Origin of the sequence: Sphingobacterium sp. JUb20 (assembly GCF_004342035.1) — a bacterium.
In the GTDB taxonomy this organism is placed as follows: Bacteria; Bacteroidota; Bacteroidia; order Sphingobacteriales; family Sphingobacteriaceae; genus Sphingobacterium; species Sphingobacterium anhuiense.
Map to the genome: position 1 here is coordinate 401,653 of NZ_SLYV01000002.1, position 24,365 is coordinate 426,017.

Below are 24,365 nucleotides of genomic sequence, written 5' to 3' on the forward strand. Positions count from 1 at the left end.
TTATTGTTATCGTTTACCTTCCCACTCAGCATAAAATTCATCTAAAAAAGAAAGCATAAATTCATGTCTTTTTTCAGCGATAGCTTGAGCTGCTTTGGTATTCATTTTATCTTTAAGCAATAAAAGCTTTTCGTGAAAATGATTAATTGTCGGTGCTTCAGAATGTTTGTAGCTTTCCTTGTCCTGATATTCTTGAACAGGGACATTCGGATTATACATTTCTCTGTTTTTATGACCGCCATAGTTGAATGCTCGAGCAACACCAATTGCACCTATTGCATCCAAACGATCAGCATCCTGAACAATCTCAAGTTCCTTAGAATGAAAAACGATTTCGCCAAGACTTGCCTTAAAAGACATGTTTAAAATAATTTTTTCAACATGTTCAATTACGTCTTTATCAACGCCTATAGAGGTTAAAAATTCACCAGCAACACGAGGGCCTATCGTTTCATCTCCATCGTGAAATTTGCTATCAGCAATATCATGTAATAAAGCGGCTAGTTCGCAAGTTTGGTAATCCGCCTCTTCCGTTTGAAGAATTAATTTTGTGTTGTTCCATACACGTTGGATATGAGACCAATCATGACCAGATTCAGCAAATTTTAATCTGTCCTGTACAAATGCAACCGTACTTTCAATAATCTTATTCATAAATTACTTTTGGTTTTTCGCGAGTTCCCTCGTATAATTCGTATTCTAATAAACGACAATCTAATTTACCGTTATAAAATTCAACTTTTCTAGAAGCCCGTAAGCCTATCTTTTTGGCAAGATCCGGATTTCCAGTAAAAATGTAACCTTTATAACCCTTGCAGTTTTGTTTTAGAAAGTCACCTACACGTTTATATGTTAATTCCAATTGACTATGATTACCAAGGCGTTCACCATATTCCGGGTTAAATATAGCAATTCCTTTTTCTTCTTGTGGTACAGTTGTGTCAGCAAAATCACAAACTTGAAAATCAATAAGCTGATCTACACCAGCAGTCTTGGCATTCATGATTGCAATATCTACCGCCTGTTGCGAAAGATCTGAAGCAATTATCTTCGGATTTGCTTTCTTATTGACCTGTTCTTTAAGATTTCTTCTTTCTTGAAAAAAGACTTCTTCATCGTAACCAATGAAATGCATAAACGAATAGTTCATGCGGTAAAGGCCAGGACGACGGTTGGTCGCGATCAATGCTGCTTCAATAGCTAAAGTACCAGAACCGCACATTGGGTTGACAAAAGATGATAGACCATCCCATTTCGTTGCAAGAATAGTACCAGCAGCAAGCGCTTCTAACATTGGTGCCTTTCCAGGGTGTTTACGATAACCGTGTTTTGCTAGCGTCTCACCGGAAGAATCGATAAAAACTTCTGCGCGGTCATCTTTCCAATACAGATGTATAACAGCTTTGTTTGCATCAGAACCCGAATTTGGGCGAATGTCCTTTTTTTCTTTGATACGATCAACTATGGCATCCTTAACTTTCAAATTCGCAAATAAAGGTGTCGTGATTGTTTCGTTATCGACATTTGAAGTCACAGAAAAATAGCCGTCAAAAGCAATAAGCTCTTCCCATGCGATGTCTTTCAGTTCATCGTATAGTTCCTGAGGGTTGGACGCTTTAAATTCTTTTATCGAATAAAGAATCTGAGAAGCAGTGCGCAAATTCAAATTTAACTTAATCGTTTCATTCAAAGTGTTAAATAATTCTACACCAGTAGAGAAAGAACGTTTGATCTCGAAGCCAAGTTCTTCGACTTCTTGTTGCAAATAAGGAGAAAGTCGCTTATTGCAAGTGATGATGATTTTATTGGGGGTGTTGAAAACTTCCATAATATTTGTACAAAGTTAGTTAATCTCTTACTCAAAAAATGCTTATTTTTACGGTTTAATATTTTTGATTATGGAAATTAGAGGAAAAGTACACGAAATAGGTGCTACGCAACAAGTAACAGAGTCATTTAAGAAGCGTGATATAATCGTGGCTTACGCTGAAAATCCGCAGTTTGTTGAATATATTCGCTTTGAAGCTACTCAAGACAGAACATCAATTTTTGATGGTTTGACTGTAGGTGAAGAAATTGAAGTTTCTTTCAATTTACGTGGTCGTCCTTGGACAAATAAAGAAGGTGTAACAACATACTTCAATTCATTAGTTGCTTGGAGAGTTACTAAATTAGCAAATACTGCTGCCTCAGCTCCTGCTCCAGGTTATGCTGAAATGCCAGCTCCAGTTGATTTATCAGGATCAAATGACGACGACGATTTACCTTTCTAGTCTTACGCGAATCTCAAATATAAAAAAGCTTCAATTAGCCCTGCGCTTATTGAAGCTTTTTTATTAACCAGAAATGTATTTGCCAAAAGGAATTTTACGAATACCGTATATAAGCATAATACTGATGGCAAGTGTAACAAAAGTTGCTAAAGGAATCTTTAAAAATGTGCCCACGGGTAATATCGGATGTACATAATTTAAAATCAGGATATGGCAGAGATATATTCCAAAACTATATTGATCGATCCATAATGCCCACTGGGGAAGTTTTAGATCACGCGATATTTTTTTGATGAATATAAATATACCGGTAGCAATCAGGACTGTATTCGGTGACAAATAACCGTATAAAAGTGGACGAAATTCATGTGCGCTTAAACTCATTTCATAAGTAAAATAAGCTGTTCCCAATGCAGCCATGATAAATAAAAACAAACACCACCATTTTATCTCCCTAAAATCTTTCACCTTCAAATAATAGCCTAAGATCAAGTACCCTGTATAACTCGAAAAAAATGTAAGATCGAATTTTGGTAGATAGGTTGAAAAGTTTTTGTTGAATATAAACAGCGTTATAAACCATAAAACTAAAAAAATCTCCAGTTCTCTCATAGATGAATGCTTTACGATCTTTTGAAGAAAAGGAATAGCAAGGTATAGACCCATGATCATATAGAGATACCAAAGATGTGCGTTCGCACCGTTTTTGAGTCTATAGACCAATGTAGAGATCAATTGGTCTATATTTAATTCCAGCACATTCGTGTTATAAAAAAAGTAAATAATAGTCCAAAAAAGAAAGGGATAAAAAATCTTAAGGAGTCTTTTTTTATAAAACTGTCCTGTATGTTCTTCTTTCGTCAGCAGGAGAGCCCCAGAAAGCATCACAAATATGGGGACAGAGAATCGAGTGAAACTATTTATCAGATTTGCATATTTCCAGTCAAACCCAGCTATATCAGTACTATTTAAGTAACCAGAAGATGCGTGTATCGCGATAACTGCAATGGTAGCAATAATTCGAAGGACACTGATATAGCTAAGTTTTTCGGTCATATTATCTGTTAATCTGCACTTGGGATTCTGTTCTTTTGTACAAATTGAACCAAGAATACACAAGCAAGTAAAGCGCCTATAGTGGCCATACCAACACCTACTAAAGAAGGAGTATTATACATTAAGCCATATGTAATGGGTATACCTCCTAAATAAGCTCCTAAAGTATTACCCAAGTTGAATGCTGCCTGACCACCCGCTGCAGCCAAAGTTTCAGCACCTTTAGCAGTCCGGATCAACATCATCTGTGTAGGTGGACCTATTGTAAAAGAAACCAAACCCGTAATAAAGGCCATAATGTATGCTGACCATTGAAATGGTGAAACAAAATAAACAAAGACTAAACATATCGCCATAGCACTAAAACTAGCAATGGCCGCTTTTGTCGGAGAGATGGTATCAGCCATTTTTCCACCCAATAAATTTCCAAAAAACATACCTATACCGATTAAAATCATAATAATAGGCACACGATTAGGGTCAAGTCCAGATACATTTGTAACCAATGGAGCAATATAGCTGATCCAGGCAAAAAGACCTCCAGTTCCGATTGCAATAATTGCCATCAGTAGCCATGCTTCTTGCTTTTTGAAAAAACTTACCTGTGCTATAATATTGTTTTGTTTAGAAGATTCAATTTTTGGTAACCAAAGATAAATCATTAAAAATGTTAGGAGGCCTAGTACACTGATGACACCATAGGTAATGCGCCAAGAGTAATGATGTCCGATATATGTTCCTAAAGGCACACCTGCTAAATTAGCAATCGTCATACCTGTAAACATAATCGATATTGCCTGCGCCTCTTTACCTTTAGGAGCTAATCTAGCTGCAACAACAGAACCTACACCAAAGAAAGCTCCATGTGGCAAACCGGACATAAATCTTGAAAGTTGCATGGTAAAATGGGTAGGAGATATAGCAAATAATCCATTAAAAATGAAAAATAGAACCATTAAAAAAAGTAAAACGTTTTTAGGAGGGTATTTTCCAGATAATAGTACTAATGTAGGGGCACCAACAACAACACCGATAGCATAAAGTGCTATTAAATGGGCAGCTGTTGGAATATCGATATTTAAGTCTTTTGCGATGTCTGGTAAGATTCCCATCATAGAAAATTCTGTCATTCCTATAGCGAGACCTCCAAATGCCAATGCAATAATTCCTTTATTCATATTTTTTTGCTCAGATAGTGACGAGCGTGTCGTTAATGATAGAAAAAGCCATTTAAAAAATTAAATGGCTACACGTTTATTCTTTTTTATTGCCAGCGTTTCTGCGGGACACAAATTACATCCTTTGTTTTACGTAATATGATAGGGCGCTGATCATATTTATTTTCTAATACTAGAGAATCTTTAGAGTGGAAAGCAACTTTAAACCTTGGTAAATATTGACCTTGGCGATAGCACCCAGATACTTTTTGTTTGCCATTTTCTTTGACGTATATACCATCGACAATGACACTGTCACCACGTACAACATAAATACCTTTAGCATATTCGATCCAAGACCCATTATTATAACAGCTATCTGATATCTGCTTTGTTTTAGCATGGACATACATGCGTGCATAAATGGAGTCACAGGTAAAACGGAAATGTGTGAGCGTATATTGTAACATTTGATCTTGGTCGGCAATACTGTCTTGTTTCCATTCCCCTTGCAAATAACCAGCACCCTCAGATTGCATTTCCGAATTGAATTTGCAACTTCCAAATAGCAAAAGCATACCCATTGCTAAAAATAGGTATGCTTTGATATTTTTTAATTTATTTAAAAATGGAATCATAGCCTTATTTTAAGCTACCTACCATTTCTTCAGGTTTTACCCACTCGTCAAATTCTGCAGCAGTTACATATCCTAATGCAATAGCCGTTTCTTTTAATGTCGAGTTATTTTTATGTGCTGTCTGTGCAATTTCTGCCGATTTGTAGTAGCCTATTTTAGTATTCAAAGCCGTTACCAACATCAAAGAGTTATCAACTAATTCTTTAATACGAGCATAATTTGGTTCAATACCACTTGCACAGTGCTCTTCAAATGATACACAAGCATCTCCGATTAATCGAGCTGATTGTAAAAAGTTAGACGCCATTAAAGGTTTGAATACATTCAATTCATAGTGACCTTGAGTACCACCGATAGTAATAGCTACATCATTACCCATTACCTGAGCAGCAACCATTGTTAAAGCCTCACATTGAGTAGGGTTAACTTTTCCAGGCATGATCGAAGAACCAGGTTCATTTTCAGGAATAATAATTTCACCAATACCAGAGCGAGGACCAGAAGCCAACATGCGGATATCGTTAGCAATTTTATTTAACGAAACTGCTAATTGTTTTAATGATCCGTGTGATTCAACAATGGCATCATGCGCAGCTAAAGCTTCGAATTTATTCTCAGCAGTAATGAAAGGATGACCAGTAAATTCAGCGATATATTTTGCTACCAGAACATCATATCCAGCAGGTGTATTTAATCCCGTACCAACTGCAGTACCACCTAATGCTACTTCTGCCAAATGCGCTAAAGTATTTTTAACAGCTTTGATACCATAATTCAACTGTGCTACATAGCCTGATAATTCTTGACCCAATGTTAAAGGAGTTGCATCCATTAAGTGAGTACGGCCAATTTTAACAACATTCATGAATTCAGCAGATTTTTTTGCTAATGTATCACGTAGTTTTTCAACACCAGGAATTGTTACTTCAACAACTGCTTTATAGGCCGCTATGTGCATTCCAGTAGGGTAGGTGTCATTAGAAGATTGTGATTTGTTCACATCATCATTCGCTTTTAACACAGGCTCACCTTCTCCAATTTTGAAACCAGCTAATACCTGAGCACGGTTTGCAATTACTTCATTTAAATTCATGTTAGATTGAGTTCCCGAACCTGTTTGCCAGATTACCAATGGAAATTGATCGTCCAATTTACCAGCTAAGATCTCATCACAAACTGCAGCAATAGCATCACGTTTCTCAATAGGTAATACACCTAATTCAGCATTTGCATAAGCAGCAGCTTTTTTCAAGTAAGCAAAACCTTCGATAATTTCATGTGGCATAGATGCAGCAGGACCAATTTTGAAATTATTGCGTGAACGTTCTGTTTGAGCACCCCAGTATTTATCTGCAGGTACTTGAACTTCACCCATGGTATCTTTTTCTATTCTAAATGACATAGCGTTTGATTTTTTTAATATAACAAAGTTAAGTAAAAATATAGAGAACAGGCATTCAAACACTTCATCTTAGTAAAATTTGAATGTCATAGTATCTTCAAATGTTGTTAACCATTCAGTCGTTTGGTTAATTGTTCATTGATATGATGGAAAACTTGAATTGGTTTTAAGGTACGCCAAGAAAGATCATTGAGGTTTCCTCCAAAATTGATATAATAATCAATATTATTTTGCATAAATTCTGTGATGACATGTGTCCTAAAATTAACAGCAGCTATCCAACCATCATCAATATCTTGAAACCATTCTTCATAATAAGTATCATCTGAAGCATGAAAATTAAGAATATTTTCACCAATTAATATAAAATGATTAATACCCGAAGCGATCATCAGATCAATCACTTCACGCTTCAGGATCATAATGTCATTATCAATGGCATCATTCCATTCCCCGATCAGTTCGATGATGCAAAATTGCTTGTCATAGTCTACAAATAGGACTTTCAAATATAAAGTATGTGAACCAAAGTCGTCCCACTGGGGGTGTAAAAGGAAATTATAAATCTGTTTATTGTATTCAAATTCATTATATATCGTTCCGTAAAAAGGAGACTGTTCATCTTCCGATGCGATATAATCATGTCTCCAATTGTAAAAAGGTTCAATTTCGTGCATTTTGGCAGATTATTTGATTGTTACAAACACAAAGTTGAGAAAACTTTCACATATTAACCACTTTTAACGACTTTTGTTTTAATCCAAAAATCAACTCATATATTGTGGTTTTAATGGATAAAACTTAGTATTTTTGAAGCATCTTTTCATATGCAAGGAAGTATAAAACGGAATATTTTTGTGGCAGCAACATACGCAGGGGTTTTACTCGTGGGGCTATTGCTTGGGCAAAAATATGCCGATGAACAAGGTAATAAACAATCAACTTCTATTCTAGCAGGGGGACTGACCGGTAATTCTGAAAAAGTTCAATATCTGGTTAATTTAATATCGGACAATTACGTTGATAAAGTAAGTTTAGATACGATTCAGGATGAAGCCATTCAGCATATCATTACCCGATTAGATCCTTTTTCAACCTATTTAAAACCCAATGAACGTTTAGCACAAGCAGAGGCTCTGGAAGGAACTTTTGATGGTATTGGTGTTGAGTACTTTAATCTTAACGATACCTTGCTTGTTGTCGGAATGATCTCAGCCGGTCCTGCAGAAAAGTCTGGAATGAAGATTGGAGATCGATTGGTCAAAATTGCGAATCGAAATATAGCTGGCGTACGTGTGACAGAAAATGAAGTAGACAAGTTGATTCGAGGTAAAAAAGGATCTACAGTAGACATCATTGTGAAACGAAATAACGAAATTTTGACAACTCCGCTCAAAGTTGTTCGCGATCAAGTATCTGTGAGTACATTGGATGCATCCTATATGATAGCTCCTAAAGTAGCTTACGTAAAAATAAGACGCTTTGGGCATCAGACTTCTGAAGATTTTAAAATCAAATTGCGCGATCTTCGAAAAAGTGGAGCGCAAGATTTAATTTTAGATTTGAGAGGCAATGGCGGCGGTTATGTACATACAGCTATTGAAATAGCCAGTATGTTTTTTAAAGATAAGCGTTTACTGATGTATACTGAAGGAGCCAATGAATTGCGAAGGGATTATTTCTCAAAAGAAGCAGGTGATTTTAGTGAAGGTCGCATCGTAATACTTATTAATGAAGATTCAGCTTCCGCAAGCGAGATCGTGACAGGTGCGCTACAGGATTTAGATAGAGGTACAGTAGTCGGTCGTCGTTCCTATGGCAAAGGATTAGTTCAAGAACAATTTGACTTTGCCGATGGCTCTGCCGTTAACCTGACAGTAGCACGTTATTACACCCCTTTGGGCAGATGTATTCAGCGCAAATATACGCGCGCAAATTACGATCAGTCTAAGTATATGACCACATTTGACCTATGGACGTTGGATACCGAATTTAATCCGCATGATTTATATACCACCAGTAAGGGGAAAATGCTATTTGGGGGAGGTGGAATTCAGCCCGACGTTCTCATTCCAATAGATTCCAATGAAATCAGTGCTAAATATAGAGAGATATATCATTCCAATAGTATACAAGAATTTGTTTATGATAGGTTTACAAAAAAATTGCCAGCTTATTCCATAGAAAATTTCTTGAGTGGTTACAATTTGCCTGACTCCGAGTTTAATGATTTCATTTCCTTTTTATTAAAAAAAGGAATAGCTGTGAACAAACTTGAAGCAGATCGTCTGCATCAAATTATTCAGTCAGATATTGAGGCACTAGTAGGACGTTATTATTTTGGTAGAGAAGCTTACTTTAAGATAAAAAATAGAAAAGATCATTTTGTTGCAGGAGCATTTCGTGCATTGGGAATTCAGATGCACTAAAGGTGCTTCAATTTCAAATCGCTCCAGATAGGGTAGTGGTCTGATAATTTTCTTTTAACCACATGATAATTTAAGATATCAAAATTGGAACTGGCAAAAATATAATCAATTTGAAAGATCGGCAATAATTCATAATGCGTCACTCCCCAACCCGATCCTTTTTCTTTAAATGCATTGTGGAGCCCCTTACTCACCCGATTTACTGAATAGCTCATAGGAGTATCATTAAAGTCACCCATTACGATAAAAGGGAAAGGACAAGCGTCCATATGTTTTTTTAAAGAACTCGCCTGTTCACTTCTAAATTCAAAAGCATTTTTAAGTTTTCGTCCAATGCGACGTGTAGCGGCATTATCAGTCTCCTTTTTGGATGATGGATTTTGAAAAAATTCCTTTTCATCATTTTGAAGAGCAAAAGATCTGAGATGAACATTGTAGACGCGGATAGTACTATCATTTTTTTCAATATCTGCGTACGAAATGCGGTTGATACCATAGTCATTATCTAAGATATTACCAGAATTTATAATCGGATATTTGGAGAATATGGTCATTCCATAAGCCTCATAATCATTTTTGGCACTTTCTGCAAAATAATGATAGTCATAGCCTAGTTTGCTCTTAAACTCATTAGAGATGACATATTTCCCTTTTATTTTACTGTAATATTCTTGGAAACAGACAATGTCAGGTTTAATACTGTCCAATATCTTTATCGCATCATTTTTGAAGTTTTTCTTTGAGTCGTTGATATCTTTAAAAAGATGGGCATTGAAGCTAAGTACGCGGATCTGATCAGATGCTTTTTGAGTTATTGGAGAGCTCGAACGTAAATTCCAATGTTTTGTTAGCAGTGGCCAGCCAAGTAAGATCGTTGCTAAAGAAAATACAATCATTTTAGGTTTTCTTAACAACCAATAAGCGATAAAACCAATATTGACAAGTAATATCGGTAAATAACCTAAACCAAAAAATGCAATAGGCCAAACTGTCTTAGGATTGATGAAAGAAGCAGAATAGCTAATCAATAAAGCAACAATAGCAAGAATGTTAAAAATGAAAACGGTCCTGCTTAAATAGCCCAATTTTTTTTTTAACAATACACGCTTAACCATCGATCTTATTATTATTGCTTGCTTTGAAAAGAATTTCTTTTTCGTGTGAACTTAGACTATCATAGCCTGTTAAGGATATCTTATCCAAAATTTGATCGATCTGATCCTGATTGGGCAAATCATAACGATGATGCTTTGATTGTTGTGCACCATTCCCAACGACAACTTTCATTTTTGCGGATCTTTTCTGTTTTCTTTTAAATACTTTAGACCAGTCCATGCCCGATTGCAGTGCATAAATAAATCCCATTCCAAAGAGAATGGAACAAAAATAACTGATGGCCGCAGGTCTATTCGTAAGAATAAAGAACAAAAACTGGATTGCAAAATAAATGATAGCGATAGTCTTTAATTTAACATTCCCAAACAGCAATAGTCTAAGTTCATATTTTGGAACTAAGGTAGCTGTAGCAGCTAAAATTGCAGCTAATCCAAATGCTCCAGTGCTCAATGGAGGATTAATCGTATTGGAGAAAAGAGCAAGGTGTGAGAAGACTAAAAAGATCAGTCCCGACATGATAGCGGAGACAATGTAAATGAAAAGAAACTGTTTCCTATTTAAAAAATTAAAGAAAATAGTACCTAACCAATATAGCCATAAACAATCAAAAGCAACGTTGAAAAGGCCTGTATATAGAAAGTTATACGTAATTAGAGACCACGGTTGCTGGATGAATGCCTGAAAATTTGTTGGTAAACTTAGTTTATCTACGCTCCATTGAAAAAGAGGGAAAGAAATAATCTTCAGCTCAAAAAGGAGATCAAAAAAATAAATCAGAATAAATAGGAAAACCTGTCCACCAATAATAAATGGAATGGGAGAGCCTGAACCGAAGGTTGTCCTGATAAAGTTTTTGAACGAGTTTTCCCTCATCTTATAAAGTTAATTAATATAATCCTTTTTTTATACCCCAAACCTTTAATAGTATATAACCAAATAAAGCTCCACCGACATGAGCTAAGTGTGCAACAGAATCGCCCGGTCTAGATATACTCATATAAATTTCGAGAAGAATAAATCCCCCTATCATGTATTTGGCTTTAACGGGTACTGGTATAAATAAGAATTGCAATGGTAAGTTCGGAAATAGATAAGCAAATGATAAAAGTATTCCGTAAACAGCACCTGAAGCACCTAACATTCTAGTCGTGTATATTTCTTTAACAAGGTTTGGATTGCTAGAAGCTAAATTAGAAAGATCTAAACTATGATGCAGAGGAAAAAATGAACCCGTAGCATTGTACAGTTCAATGCCCTGCACACCCGATTGTAATAACCAAGCACCCAAACCCGAAAGTAAATATAAATTTAGAAAACGTTTAGGTCCTAAAACCTGTTCAATAAGGGAGCCAAACATCACAAGTGAAAACATATTAAAAAAGATATGTGATAGATCCGCATGCATAAACATATGGGTGATGACCTGCCAAATTTTGAAAAAGGGTGAATCTGGATAAAATACTGGAAGATAATTGTACGCCATTGGACTTAGATTAGAACCAATAAAAAATACAATATTGACTATTAATAAGTTCTTGACAACAGGTGTTAATTGTGGAAACATAATTTTTATTTTCTAATTTTTACTAAACTTTTCTAATAGTTCCTGTAAGGTAATGGTAATAACGATTGGTTTCCCAAAAATAGAGATATTTGGAGACTCACAAGCGAAAAGCTGATCAATAAGTTCTGATATCGCATTATTATCCAGAAAAGTACCTGGTTTTATTGCCGCATTGCGCGCTAAGCTTTTTGCTAAATTCTCACGTTTCTCAATTTTGAAATCATTAAGATTGTTCTTATAATCTTCTAAGATCTGTTCAATAATTTTACGTTCGTCAATTCCGGTACCTAAATCTGCAGGTATTCCGTCAATGATATAGCTGTTTTTTCCAAATGAACGAATTTGAAACCCTAAACTTTGAATATCTTCCAATAAATCTTGCATCAATTCATTATCTGAAGGATTTAAATCAATACTTTGAGGAAACAGACTCTGTTGACTCAAACCTTTATGTTGATCAAGCTGTGATTTGAACTGTTCAAATAAGATGCGTTCATGAGCAGCTTGTTGATCGATCAGCATCACACCAGAATGAATTTGTGAAACAATGAATCGATTATGGATCTGAAAAAATTGTTTCGTTGTCGCTTGACTTTTTATACCTTGTATCTGATGAATTGGACGGTCTTGTTGTTCGTGCTCTAAAGGCAGTTGCATCGATTCATCCTGTTCAGTAATTTGATATAAAGTATCCCAATTTTGAGGAATGGCCGTTTTCTTTTCAAAACCTGCGAGATAATTATCTGATCGCGAAAATGTCGTCTTTGTAATCTGATCAGGTTCAAACGGATTAAAATCAGGATTAAAATTCACCGTAGGTACAATGATCTCGTCCAAAGGTTTTGGCGTGATCATGTTTGAGAAACCTGTTTCTTGTTCAAAATCCAAAGAAGGCGCGATATTATATCGTCCCAAAGACCTTTTAACAGCAGATCGGATGATCGCGTAAATTGCCTTTTCATCTTCGTATTTAATTTCCGTTTTCGTTGGGTGTACATTGATATCAATCTTTGAAGGATCGATGTCAATGAAAAGTACATATAAAGGAAATGTTTCTGCTGGCAGAATTTCTTCAAAAGCATTCATCACAGCATGATTCAAGTAATGGTCTCTGATAAATCGCTTATTAACAAAGAAGAATTGTTCCCCTCTTGTTTTTTTAGCAAACTGAGGCTTTCCTACAAAACCATTTACTTTTATGATCGTGGTATCCTCTTCTACAGGTACTAATCGCTGATTATACGTGTTGCCAAATAGATGAACAATACGTTGTTTCAATGTTTCCGCAGGTAAATGAAACATTTCATTACCATCACTATGTAACGTCAAAAAGATTTCAGGATTAGCTAATGCTATCCGTTGGAACTCTTCAATAATATGACGCATCTCGACCGAATTGCTTTTTAAAAAGTTTCGGCGTGCAGGTATATTGTAAAATAGATTTTTAATGGAAATATTGGTGCCAGCAGCGACAGCTTCTGGTGCTTGATTGATGATTTTAGAGCCCTCTATCTCTACGACAGTACCCAATTCATCCTCAAAACGACGTGTTTTTAATGTCACATGTGCAATGGCAGCGATGGAAGCCATTGCTTCACCTCGAAATCCCATTGTACGAATGGCAAACAAATCTTCTGCTTTACGAATTTTGGAAGTAGCATGTCGTTCAAAACAAAGACGTGCATCCGTCACGCTCATTCCACAACCATTATCAATCACTTGAATTAATGATTTTCCAGCATCTTTGATGATCAATTGTATCTTGTCAGCCCCAGCATCAATAGCATTTTCAATCAATTCTTTGATCGCCGCGGCAGGTCTTTGTACGACTTCACCCGCTGCAATTTGATTGGCAACATTATCTGGTAATAATTGAATAATATCCGACATATGACGCGAAGTTACGAAATTAATGAGGAATGCTTTTAATTCCGTTAGAAAGTTGTCGTATAAATTACATTACTTATTAACTTTCATGAGTTAGATTTGATACGTAATACTTACGTATCAAATCTAACTGTTCGTTATTGCATTTCCAGTTTAAGGAATCGAGCCGTTTCGCTCTTTTTATTTTTGATTAACTCTTCAGGCACACCTGCAAATAAGACATTACCGCCTTCTTTACCACCTTCAGGACCAATGTCAATCACCCAATCAGCACATTTAATAACATCGAGATTATGTTCGATGATTAAGATCGTGTTACCACGGTCAACTAATCGGTTGATTACGCCCATCAATACATTAACATCCTCAAAATGCAAACCCGTTGTCGGTTCATCTAAGATATAAAATGTATTTCCGGTGTCTTTCTTGGAAAGCTCTGTCGCCAATTTAATCCGTTGTGCTTCCCCGCCCGATAATGTTGTTGAAGACTGTCCCAATGTAATATAACCCAAGCCAACATCCTGTAATGTTTTAATCTTACGATAGATGGAAGGAATATTTTCAAAGAAAATGACTGCCTCATCAACACTCATATCCAGGATATCTGAGATGGATTTACTTCTGAAGCGAACCTCCAAAGTTTCTCTGTTATAACGTTTTCCATGACATGTTTCACAAGGAACCTGGACATCAGGAAGGAAATTCATTTCCACAACCTTCATTCCACCACCTTGACAAGTTTCACAACGACCGCCTTTCACATTAAATGAAAAACGTCCCGGTTTATAACCCCTTATTTTCGCTTCAGGAAGTTGGACAAATAAAGTTCTGATATCTGAAAATACACCCGTATAAGTAGAAGGGTTTGATCTTGGCGTACGACCGATCGGACTTTGGTCTATTTCAATGACCTTATCGACATGCTCCAGACCTTCGATACTTTTGTAAGGAAGTGGAATACCTTTTGCACGGAAAAAATGTTTATTTAGAATCGGATATACCGTACCGGTAATCAAACTTGATTTACCAGAACCCGAAACACCCGAGACAAGAATTAATTTTCCAAGTGGAAAATCAACAGAAACATTTTTTAAGTTATTTCCTGTTGCACCTTTTAAAGATAATGTTTTTCCGTTTCCAGCTCTTCGTTCTGAAGGAATAGCAACCTCTTTTTTCCCATTTAAATAAGCTGCAGTTAGTGATTTTGATTTCAGGATATCTTTCGGTTTTCCTTCAGCAACCACTTGACCACCATTGACACCCGCGGCAGGTCCCATATCAATAACATAGTCTGCATTTAAGATCATGTCTTTATCATGTTCAACAACCAGCACTGAATTGCCGATATCACGTAAATTTTTTAAAGAATTGATCAGACGCTCATTATCTCTCTGATGGAGACCGATGCTCGGCTCATCCAAGATGTATAGAACATTGACAAGTTGGGAACCTATTTGTGTCGCAAGTCGTATACGTTGCGCTTCACCACCAGATAGCGATTTAGAAGAACGATCTATAGTCAGGTAATTTAAGCCTACATCCAGTAGGAAACCTAAACGCGATTGTATTTCTTTTAATATTTCGGTAGCAATGATCTGTTGACGTTCATCTAAAGAAGCGTTTACATTTGAGAACCATTCATATAGCGATTTAATATCCATATGTGCCAGTTCATAAATGTTTTTACCGGCAAATTTAAAATGTAGTGATTCCTTTTTAAGCCTTGCACCTTCACAAGTTGGACATACAATCTTTGATCTGAAATCATCTAAAGAAGACATATCATCACTAGATTTACCAGACTGCTCCTCTAGCATTTTGAAAATACCAGAAAACTCAATGCGGTAATCACGTACATCGTAACTGCCGTAGGAAACAGCAACTGAAATAGGCTCCTCAGCACCAAATAGTAACGTGTCGATTTGCTCTTCTGTCAACTTCTCTAGCGGTGTTGTCAAAGAAAAATCAAGTTTTTTAGCCACAGCTTTCAACACTTGGAAGTTCCAGGTCTCCTTTGCAGGTCCTAAGGGAGCTAAGCCTCCTTTTTGAATGCTTAATTTTCCATCAGGGATAACTGTGTTTTTGTCAATTTCAAAAATATATCCTAGGCCATCACATTTTGGACAGGCACCGTATGGGGAGTTAAATGAAAAGGTATTAGGCTGCGGTTCATCGTAAGAAATACCTGATTCGGCATCCATGAGATAGCGGCTGAAAAATTGCTCCACATTTTCTTGATTGGCTACCTTAATAATTCCTTTTGCTGTCTTCATCGCTTGCATAACAGATGTTTGCAACCTTTTTTTATCGTCGGCAGTAACCTTTAGGCGGTCGATCACAATTTCAATATCGTGTATTTTATAGCGGTCTACCTGCATTTTAGGCGTTAAATCTACGATTTCTCCATCTACACGGACTTTAACATAACCCTGTTTACGGATTTGCTCAAACAACTCACGGTAATGACCTTTACGCCCTTTGATCACGGGAGCTAAAATATTCAAAGCCTGTCCATCAAAATCGGTTAAAATACGATCAACAATCTGGTCGTCAGACATGCGTTGCATGCGATTGCCTGTAACATAAGAAAATGCTTCACTTGCGCGAGCAAATAGCAAACGCATAAAATCATACACCTCAGTGATGGTGCCGACAGTAGAACGCGGATTTTTGCTTGTTGTTTTTTGTTCAATAGAAATCACAGGACTCAAACCAGAAATTTTATCTACATCCGGTCGTTCCATACCACCTAAAAACTGACGGCTATAAGCGCTGAATGTTTCCATGTAACGCCTTTGGCCTTCCGCGTATATGGTGTCAAAAGCTAATGACGATTTACCACTGCCACTTAATCCTGTAATAACAACCAATTCGTTTCGAGGAAATGAAATGTCAATATTTTTGAGGTTATGTACACGTGCTCCAAATACTTGAACTTCACTTTGTTCACCTAAATCAGGTGTGATTTTCTTTGTCATGTAACCGCTGTTTTCTTCCAAACGCAGATGAATTTCTGCAAACATGCAAAATTACTTATTTTTAATGAACTTTAAGAGTGCTCATCTCTTTATTATTGTCACGCTATTGCAAATCTATACCCTAAGTAAAAGGTATAATTTGTATTTTGCCACCACAAAAGTTATATGAAGAAATTAGACGTTACTAAACAAGAAAAAGAATCCTTAGAAGAAGCAATACAATTTTGGGAAAAGGAAAATGTAATTGATGCATCGACAGCAAAAGCTATGGTCGATAGCATTGACGTCAAAAGCTTTGATTGGAAGCGCCTAGCACGGTATGCATTTTGGGTTGCCTTAGCATCTTTGGTATTTGCAGTTTTTTCTTTAATGACTGATACTGCATTTCTCAAATTTGTAGATACACTGTACGAAGCGCCCAATATTTTATTCTGTCTCTTTTTTGGTGCTTTAGCTGTATTGTTTTATACCCTCGGCTTTCGTTACAAAACAAAATTTCCTAATAAAAATCTTTCTATTGAAACCATGATGTTGATAGGTGTTTTTTCGACAGCAGCATGCATCGGATTTTTAGGAAAGGTATTGGATAAGAATAGTATGCACTATTCTTTACTGTTTCTATTATCAGTCCTCATATACGGATATCTCGCGAACCGCTTAAAATCTAAGCTCATATGGGTATTTATGCTTGTTGCATTAGGAATCTGGTTTGCGACCGAAACAGCATATCATAGTGATTGGGGATTTAAGTTCTGGGGAATGAATTACCCACTACGTTTTACTATTTTTGGATTAATGCTGACATTAATTGCTATTTATGTGCAGCCACGGTTCAAAAAACTAGTAGAATTTCAACCGCTAAGCTACCTCATTGGCTTACTATACTTAATGATTTCATTGTGGTCTCTTTCTATTTTTGGTAATTATTCAGATTTCTATGAATGGACTTTAGTAAGACAGTACCACATCTTTTATTGGGGTCTGTTGTCGACAGCAGTAGCCGCAGGTCTCGTTATCTATGGACTGAAGATGAAAGACAATACTACAAGAGAAATTGGTTTTGTATTTTTTGTATTGAATGTCTACACAAGATATGTAGAATACCTTTGGGATAATATCAATCGTGCAATCTTTTTTCTTATTTTGGCAGTATCATTTTGGTTTGTTGGTCGTTGGGCAGAAAAATTATGGCAAAAAAGAGAAGATAGTTTAGATACCTAATATCACGATATAAGTACCAAGCGCGCATATTAAAAGGAAATGTTAAAGCCTACACCTCTTGAAGAAGTAATGTGTAGATTTAAATCATGTTTGAGGTACTTGCGTAATCTCGTAATGAAAACATCCATGCTGCGGCCATTAAAAAAGTCACTGTTACCCCAGACTTGCTGTAAGATTTCTTCCCTTGTCACAAGAGATCCATTGCGTTGACATAGAAACTGTAAGAGCTTCGCTTCTCTTTCTGTTAGTTTAAATTGTTCCAGTGGGTGAGTGAGGAGTAATCGCTGAGGGAAAAATTGATAACTACCAAGTGTAATTGATGTGATCTGATCAGTTTTTTTATTACGCTTTAGGATATTTTGGATTCTTAATACTAATTCCTCTGGATCACAGGGTTTTGTAAGGTAATCGTCAGCGCCAATTTTTAAACCTGTTATTTTATCTATTTTTTGTTCTTTGGCGGTTAGGAAAATAAAAGGGACTTCAGGATAGTATTCTTTGATCTCCTGTGCTAATGTGAAACCGCTTTTAACGGGTAACATTACATCCAAAATTAACAGATCGTAAGGAAGTATATTTTCAGCAAGCAGTAATTCCGCTGGGCTTTGCATCCAGTGCACATCATATCCGGAAAGCTGTAAATAATGCTGCAACATAAATCCGAAATCAGCATCGTCTTCAATTAACAAAAGTTTATTCATGGGGAATTATAATATTAAAAGTAGTTCCTATATTGATTTTGCTAGTAACGTCTATTTTGCCTTGATGACGCCCTACAATCGTATTGACCAGATATAATCCTAGTCCTAAACCCTTGCTATCATGGATATTATTTTTTTGTATGCGGTAGAATTTCTCAAAGATATGAGGAATTTCTTTTAAAGCCATTCCTATCCCATTATCACGTACTTGGATTTCAAATAAATTCTTGTTCGTGGAAATTGATACACTCAGATGAGTAGCACCATACTTGATGCTGTTATTCATAAGATTGACAATAATGGTCGTAAAATCGGATTCGTTAATTGGTATTTCGATTGTTGAAAACTCATTTATATCAAATTTTATATGAGGATGAGCAAGTTTAAAATCAGCAAGTATCATTTTCACTTGATCAAAGGTAATGGGAATGTCTGCATCTTTTTTGTCACTTTCATGCAAAGGTTGTAAAGTGTTTTCAAGACGTTCCACTTGACGTTCCATAACGGCTAGAATGGTAGGATCAGGTTGTTTTTGAATTGTTTTTAAAGCTACTTTAAGCGTTGCAATGGGCGTTTTTAGTTCATGCGAAATATTGTCAACGGCATCATGCAACTGACTAATCTTTTTCTGTTGCTGTTTTAAATTCTGATATGTTCGATAAAATAAGAATAATAAAGCCAATAGAATCAATGTTGAATTGAAGAGTAGGAATGCTAACTCCTTAAAAACAATCCAGTTGATATTGACCACCTCAAACGTTGATCTTCGAAGAACAAGAAAACTGTACTGTTTATCTTCCTGCTCAGCAGTGATTGTTGACTGTTCTTTCGTTAACTGTTTAACAGTTTTTTCAGTAGACCAGGTTCCAGAAGATAACTCCAATGGATGCGTCATTTCACCACTTGTTTTATAGACAATTATTGGCTTTTTGATCAGTTTTTCTTGAGCGTTTTGAAAGGTGATTTGTAGAATCTCTTTTTGTAATCTTACCTGAAAACCTAATGGGGAAAAAAGACTATCTACATAATGTGTCAACGCTTTCTCAGTTTTATTTACTTTATCAGCATAACTGCTTTCCAGCGTTGCAAGCGTAATTTTTTTCTGAGCTAGTTGTATGTAGTAAGAAGTTGCGTCTTGATTATTAAGGAGATCATTGTCGAATAGAGCGTCAGTCTCATCTATTTTTCCTAGTTTCTCTTTTGTTAGCGAATATATCTCCCTTTTCTTCAATTGAAAAGAATTCAAGAGCAAATAGGATTGAATGCCAATAAGGATAACAAAGAGGATTGTGAAAAAATAAATATAGTTTTTAGACTTAAGTTCCATATACAAATATAGGTTGCGATTTTGAATAAATAGAACCTTAACCTACCATTAACTCTTTATTAACCATCGCTCTCCACTACTTGAGGCAACTTTGTAGCAGCAATTTAATCAAGTATGAAGTATCTAATTATTCTATTATTATTATTATTATTATTATTATTACCTTTTCTTGGACAGGCTCAAGGGAAGCGTTTATCCGGTGGTGTCTGCGATCAAAACGAAATTCCTTTGAAAGGAGCAACTGTCATTTTATTGGACAGTATAAGTAAACCCATCCACACATTAAGACTCGACACTGCCGGTAGGTTTGATTTTGTAATAGAAGACAACTGGCTATACCGTATGGCAATATCCCATTTAAATTATCAGAGCCGAGAATTGAATTTTCGATCAGATACCTTACAAGTTCCATTATTAATAAAGTTAAGTCCTAATGAGTCGAAACTGGAAGAAGCACAAGTAACCGGTAAAAGACCAAGGGTTACTCGAAAAATTGATCGTTTAGAGTTTAATGTGCAAGGAAGTAACCTATCCGGATTGAACAGTTGGGATATTTTGAAACGGACACCTATGGTTATGGTAAGTGGAAGTAGTATAGCTGTACGTGGAGACAAAAAAGTAGTTGTCATGATTAATGAAAGAAAACTGATGATGAGCGGGGAAGAACTAAAAACGTTACTCGAAAATACAGCAGGATCGGATGTTCAATCTATTGAGGTCATTACAAGTCCACCTGCAAAATATGAAGCGGAGGGAAGTACTATTATTAATATAAAACTCAATAAATCGCAACTATTTGGGTACAGAGGTACGCTACTGGCATTGGCAGAGCAAAGTAATTATGGTAAGCAACTATTTGGACTGACCCAATACTATAAAAATGAAAAAGTTAATGTTCGCGCCACTTATAATTTTGGAAGAGGGACATATGCGCGCTATGGAACCGATTTTGTCTACTATCCGAATGATCAAACTTCCTGGGAAAGTGTTATGACCCGTATCGATAAAAATAATAGCCAAAACAGTTACGTGTTTTCCTTTGACTATACGCCCGATACAACCTGGAATATCGCCATAGGCTTGAATGGGTATTATGGGCCAAAATCAACTGGATTATATGAAGTGCCGACCTCCATTTACAATAAGGAAGGGCTAATGGAGTCCTATTATTTGACGAAGAACGATCATATAGAATCGCGTAAAACCAATAATTTTTATCTGCAGGTCAATAAAAAAATAAATTCCAACTGGAATGCAAATTGGTCTTCCTATTTTACAACAAATCGTAAATCTAATCTACAGGATGTATGGACAGATCTACAATTTAAGAATCAAGATCCTAAAAGTACGCGCTTTCTGAGTGACAATGCTACACAGAACCAATTATTCACAACACAGCTCGATCTTTCTGTAAATATGAATAATATTGCCATTGAGTTTGGAGGTAAGTTTAGTGCTGTGAAAACGAAAAGTACCTTAATGTTTTCAGATGATGCTTCAGGAAGTTTTGAGCCTCGATCAGATAAGAGTAATATTTTTGATTACGATGAACAACAGGCAGCTGTATATGGATCAATAGCATATAAATGGCGAAAATGGAGCTGGAAAGGAGGTTTGCGTCTTGAAAATACGGCATTGGAAGGAGTCGTCTCAGAACCGGAAGACCGGAATAATCAAAATTATTGGGTACTCTTTCCAACCTTCTATGCTCAGTACCAAACAGATCAGGAATACCAATGGGGGTTTTCTTACGGTAAGCGTATCAGCAGACCTGCTTATTCGTGGTTAAACCCGGCGAAGTCCTATTATAATCTTTTTTCTTATTTTCAAGGGGATCCGCGGTTGAAGGCTACAATTATTCATAATCTCAATATTACGTTAACGAAAAAAGAATGGAATGTAGATTTATTTTATCGATATGAGCAATGGCCGTCCATGGAGATTGCTATTCAAGATAATATAAATCATCAATTGATCTATCATTACACGAATATTCGAAACGGGCAGGGAGCAGGTGTAGATTTGGGTAAAAGTTTTCAATTATTGAAAAATTGGAGTTTAAACGCACAACTGGAGGGGATGTACAATGTCAATAATTATCAAGGTAGCGATATGCAATTGTATCGTAATCGAGTGTGGATGGCCAATGGAAATTTTAGTTCAATTTTCGTGCTGAATAAAGAAAGCGACTGGAACCTTGAGCTTGGAAACACCTTCGAGTCGCCTACCATACAGGGACCTTTTAAGATCACAGGTTATTCTAGTACCTATCTGATCACGAGCCGTAAGTTTTTTCGTAAACGGTTTGAAGTCAATCTTTCTTTTATGGATATTTTTAAATCGGAAAGACAAAGGGTATCTTCAAAATATGCGGACCAAAATAATTACTATAACGATTATCGAGATACACGCAAAGTCAATATAACATTACGCTATCATTTTGGCAATCAGAAGATAAAGAATAATTCCAGTATGCCTAAAAAGACGGAAGAGCAGGGAAGATTATAAGATTTAAGTATAAAGCGCCCTTTATTAAAAAAAAGGGGAATCTCCCCAAGTACAAAAAAACCAGATATCAATAGTTATCTGGTTTTTGTATGTTTTTATTTTACAATGCGTAAGTTCAGATTATGAGCTAAGCATTCCACTATTATTAATTGATTTTGAGTGAATAGGTGATATTGATACCACCTGCGGCAAGCATATCATGTACCGAACAGTATTTTTTGACCGCCAATTCTGCTGCCTTTTGAGCTTTAATTTCATCAATAGCACCTTTTAGATAAAAGCTAATGTGGATATCTGTAAAGATATTTGGAATTTCCTCGCGGCGTTTTCCCTCAACCTCAACTTGTATATCTTCAATTTCCTGACGCTGTTTCGTCAAAATAGAAGAAAGATCAAATACACTACATGAGCCTAGTGCCATTAAGACTAATTCCATCGGGCGAACTCCTTTGCCTTCTCCACCAATAGCTTCTGAACCATCAATATTTACTTTTACATTGGATAGTTCACTTGCTGCTTCAAAGTGAACTGCTTTATTTTGACGATTTAGTGTTACTTTCATGATTGAATCTCCTTGTATATACAAATTTAATGAAATTTGCTTTCATTAACAATATAATTGCGCTGACACGTAAATAACATCACTTGTTATTACTTTTTTCTTACAAAGCGGTTATATACATAATAAGATATACTTATTACCCTAAACACATCTAATTGAGGATAAACAATAAAAAGGGTGATCATAATTATGATACACCCCTTTACCAAACCATTTATTAATATTCTTATGGAAGTTTTACACCTCTATAATCAGATATATTTAACCTCGGAACTTGAGCACCGTACGTTTTATTGATGGCTTCAATAAATACATTTGCCATTAAAGCATTTCCAATAGGTGTCAAATGAATACCGTCTAGCGAAAATCCATTTCCGGTGATATATTTAGCACTTACCGATAGACCATCGATGCGGATGCCATTTTTAACAGCTGTTAAAAATGCATTGACATCTGCGACAGCTAAGCCTTTTGACGCGGCGACCGATTTAATTGCGTTATTGAAATCATTGACACGCGCTACCACTTCTGCCGCTTCTTTTGTATCCAAAACATATTGATCTGCAACAGGATTCAGCGGGTGTAATCCGTAAGGTATTTTGTTTTCATTAGGTACACCTAATAGTCCTGCCGATGAAAAAGGGAGGACAAAGAAATCTTGATCCGTAGCAGCACGCGGGCCCGTCTTAGTTGCGATGTAAATATCAGTCACTTTGGTTGAGCTTGCCGCATTTACTGCAGCTAAGAGGGCTTGACGTGTTACTGTTGTAAAATATGGAACTGCTGTTACATCAGGAATCGTTGCTAACACACCTTTTTGTTTTCCTTTTGTAAGTTCGGTCACATATTTGTTTAAGAGACCTGTAAATGTTGAAACTTCTGTTAACACAGTTGTAGGGTCTACTTTTCCTGTTATCGGATTAATTTTTACAACACCACCATTTGTTGCCCAACCTAAGGCGTCATTATTTCCCAGAGAAAAAGTAAAGAACGTGTGGTTTTGCGTTGTAGAATACGTGTAATAATCCATTGTTGGTGGAGTGCCTTCTGGCAATAGACGTTCGAAGTACATATTTCCAGCTGCTGTTCCTATGCCAGGTGCAAAAGCCATATCCATACGCATACCCGGTACCCCTAAATTATTGATCGGATCAGTAAATTTCGTTAATAATTTTGGACTAGCTGAGCGGTAAGCTAATTTGTCTGTAACCTGTTCTGTTACTGGTTGGCCATTGACCAATGCTTTAAGACGAATATAGCCCGATCCATTGGACTGCTCCTCGCTAAAAAATGGAGATTTGAACTCGCCTCCGCCTACTTTTTGAAGTTGTTCTGAGATGAGCAATGGAAAAGCTACTTTTTGGCCATCAAGATATAGTCCCCCATCAGCGAATCCTGCAGAAAGAGAATTTCCAATGGCAATATATTTACTAAAGTCAGCTTTTGTTCCTGCTGAAGGTGTGAATTCGTCGAGAGATGGTTTACATGCTGTGATACTCAGTATCGCCAATGCAACTCCTATATATAAATTTCTTCTGTTCATGAT

General features: G+C 36.3%; 20 protein-coding genes. 4 read left to right on the plus strand and 16 right to left on the minus strand.

Annotated elements, in window-relative coordinates:
* Nucleotides 1-6: 6 nt before the first annotated feature.
* Together EDF66_RS04930 and EDF66_RS04935 are read right to left on the minus strand one after the other, a co-directional pair.
* Nucleotides 7-654, minus strand: coding sequence for an HD domain-containing protein (locus EDF66_RS04930; protein WP_132841010.1), 648 nt, complete (start codon nucleotides 652-654; stop codon nucleotides 7-9).
* The gene (locus EDF66_RS04935) at nucleotides 647-1,828 is read right to left on the minus strand and encodes a class I SAM-dependent RNA methyltransferase (RefSeq protein WP_021187917.1); all 1,182 of its coding nucleotides are present in this window, start codon (nucleotides 1,826-1,828) and stop codon (nucleotides 647-649) included. Before EDF66_RS04935 ends, EDF66_RS04930 begins: the two co-directional genes overlap by 8 nt.
* Before the next feature lie 70 nt (nucleotides 1,829-1,898).
* Here EDF66_RS04935 and EDF66_RS04940 point away from each other — a divergent pair, with 70 nt between their 5' ends.
* Nucleotides 1,899-2,273, plus strand: coding sequence for a DUF3127 domain-containing protein (locus tag EDF66_RS04940; protein ID WP_021187916.1), 375 nt, complete (start codon nucleotides 1,899-1,901; stop codon nucleotides 2,271-2,273).
* A 63-nt stretch (nucleotides 2,274-2,336) separates the two neighbouring features.
* On the opposite strand, the gene EDF66_RS04945 is transcribed toward EDF66_RS04940, so the two are convergent.
* The 5 genes from EDF66_RS04945 to EDF66_RS04965 form a co-directional block, all read right to left on the minus strand.
* A complete protein-coding gene (locus EDF66_RS04945; protein WP_132841012.1) occupies nucleotides 2,337-3,329 on the minus strand; it encodes an acyltransferase in 993 nt (330 codons plus the stop codon).
* A gap of 8 nt (nucleotides 3,330-3,337) precedes the next feature.
* A complete protein-coding gene (locus EDF66_RS04950; protein WP_132769279.1) occupies nucleotides 3,338-4,507 on the minus strand; it encodes an MFS transporter in 1,170 nt (389 codons plus the stop codon).
* Nucleotides 4,508-4,593: 86 nt separating this feature from the next.
* Complete coding sequence (locus EDF66_RS04955; protein WP_132841013.1) at nucleotides 4,594-5,124, minus strand: fumarate hydratase; 531 nt, start codon at nucleotides 5,122-5,124, stop codon at nucleotides 4,594-4,596.
* Nucleotides 5,125-5,128: 4 nt separating this feature from the next.
* A complete protein-coding gene (gene fumC / locus EDF66_RS04960) occupies nucleotides 5,129-6,526 on the minus strand; it encodes a class II fumarate hydratase (protein ID WP_021188024.1) in 1,398 nt (465 codons plus the stop codon).
* Between the two features lie 107 nt (nucleotides 6,527-6,633).
* Nucleotides 6,634-7,203 carry a hypothetical protein gene (locus EDF66_RS04965; protein WP_132841015.1) on the minus strand — a complete coding sequence of 190 codons (570 nt, stop codon included), beginning with the start codon at nucleotides 7,201-7,203 and terminating at the stop codon, nucleotides 6,634-6,636.
* 180 nt (nucleotides 7,204-7,383) lie between these two features.
* Here EDF66_RS04965 and EDF66_RS04970 point away from each other — a divergent pair, with 180 nt between their 5' ends.
* On the plus strand, nucleotides 7,384-8,955 hold the full coding sequence (locus EDF66_RS04970) for a S41 family peptidase (protein WP_243655993.1): 1,572 nt from the start codon (nucleotides 7,384-7,386) through the stop codon (nucleotides 8,953-8,955).
* Here the strand turns inward: EDF66_RS04970 and EDF66_RS04975 are convergent.
* From EDF66_RS04975 to uvrA, 5 genes are all read right to left on the minus strand, one after another.
* A complete protein-coding gene (locus EDF66_RS04975; protein WP_132841019.1) occupies nucleotides 8,952-10,070 on the minus strand; it encodes an endonuclease/exonuclease/phosphatase family protein in 1,119 nt (372 codons plus the stop codon). The genes EDF66_RS04970 and EDF66_RS04975 overlap by 4 nt on opposite strands.
* Entirely contained in the window at nucleotides 10,063-10,944 is an 882-nt protein-coding gene (locus tag EDF66_RS04980; RefSeq protein WP_132841021.1) for a rhomboid family intramembrane serine protease, read from the minus strand. The genes EDF66_RS04975 and EDF66_RS04980 overlap by 8 nt, the downstream gene beginning before the upstream one ends.
* Before the next feature lie 13 nt (nucleotides 10,945-10,957).
* Nucleotides 10,958-11,635: a rhomboid family intramembrane serine protease gene (locus EDF66_RS04985; protein WP_132841022.1), complete on the minus strand. Its 678-nt coding sequence runs from the start codon at nucleotides 11,633-11,635 to the stop codon at nucleotides 10,958-10,960.
* Nucleotides 11,636-11,647: 12 nt separating this feature from the next.
* Complete coding sequence (mutL, locus tag EDF66_RS04990) at nucleotides 11,648-13,525, minus strand: DNA mismatch repair endonuclease MutL (RefSeq protein ID WP_132769269.1); 1,878 nt, start codon at nucleotides 13,523-13,525, stop codon at nucleotides 11,648-11,650.
* A gap of 134 nt (nucleotides 13,526-13,659) precedes the next feature.
* Nucleotides 13,660-16,500, minus strand: coding sequence for an excinuclease ABC subunit UvrA (gene uvrA, locus EDF66_RS04995; protein WP_132841285.1), 2,841 nt, complete (start codon nucleotides 16,498-16,500; stop codon nucleotides 13,660-13,662).
* Between the two features lie 165 nt (nucleotides 16,501-16,665).
* Here uvrA and EDF66_RS05000 point away from each other — a divergent pair, with 165 nt between their 5' ends.
* The gene (locus tag EDF66_RS05000) at nucleotides 16,666-17,721 is read left to right on the plus strand and encodes a DUF2157 domain-containing protein (RefSeq protein ID WP_132841024.1); all 1,056 of its coding nucleotides are present in this window, start codon (nucleotides 16,666-16,668) and stop codon (nucleotides 17,719-17,721) included.
* Nucleotides 17,722-17,750: 29 nt separating this feature from the next.
* On the opposite strand, the gene EDF66_RS05005 is transcribed toward EDF66_RS05000, so the two are convergent.
* Both EDF66_RS05005 and EDF66_RS05010 read right to left on the minus strand, forming a co-directional pair.
* Nucleotides 17,751-18,422 (minus strand): response regulator transcription factor, encoded by a 672-nt coding sequence (locus EDF66_RS05005; protein ID WP_132769265.1) that lies wholly within the window; start codon nucleotides 18,420-18,422, stop codon nucleotides 17,751-17,753.
* Complete coding sequence (locus EDF66_RS05010) at nucleotides 18,415-19,653, minus strand: sensor histidine kinase (RefSeq protein ID WP_165902369.1); 1,239 nt, start codon at nucleotides 19,651-19,653, stop codon at nucleotides 18,415-18,417. Before EDF66_RS05010 ends, EDF66_RS05005 begins: the two co-directional genes overlap by 8 nt.
* Nucleotides 19,654-19,863: 210 nt before the next feature.
* On the opposite strand from EDF66_RS05010, the gene EDF66_RS05015 reads away from it, so the two are divergent.
* Complete coding sequence (locus EDF66_RS05015; RefSeq protein ID WP_132841028.1) at nucleotides 19,864-22,257, plus strand: outer membrane beta-barrel family protein; 2,394 nt, start codon at nucleotides 19,864-19,866, stop codon at nucleotides 22,255-22,257.
* Nucleotides 22,258-22,402: 145 nt separating this feature from the next.
* Here the strand turns inward: EDF66_RS05015 and EDF66_RS05020 are convergent, their stop codons facing one another.
* Together EDF66_RS05020 and EDF66_RS05025 are read right to left on the minus strand one after the other, a co-directional pair.
* Nucleotides 22,403-22,819: an OsmC family protein gene (locus EDF66_RS05020; protein ID WP_031287012.1), complete on the minus strand. Its 417-nt coding sequence runs from the start codon at nucleotides 22,817-22,819 to the stop codon at nucleotides 22,403-22,405.
* A 226-nt stretch (nucleotides 22,820-23,045) separates the two neighbouring features.
* Nucleotides 23,046-24,362: a G-D-S-L family lipolytic protein gene (locus EDF66_RS05025; RefSeq protein WP_132841030.1), complete on the minus strand. Its 1,317-nt coding sequence runs from the start codon at nucleotides 24,360-24,362 to the stop codon at nucleotides 23,046-23,048.
* Nucleotides 24,363-24,365: the final 3 nt, after the last annotated feature.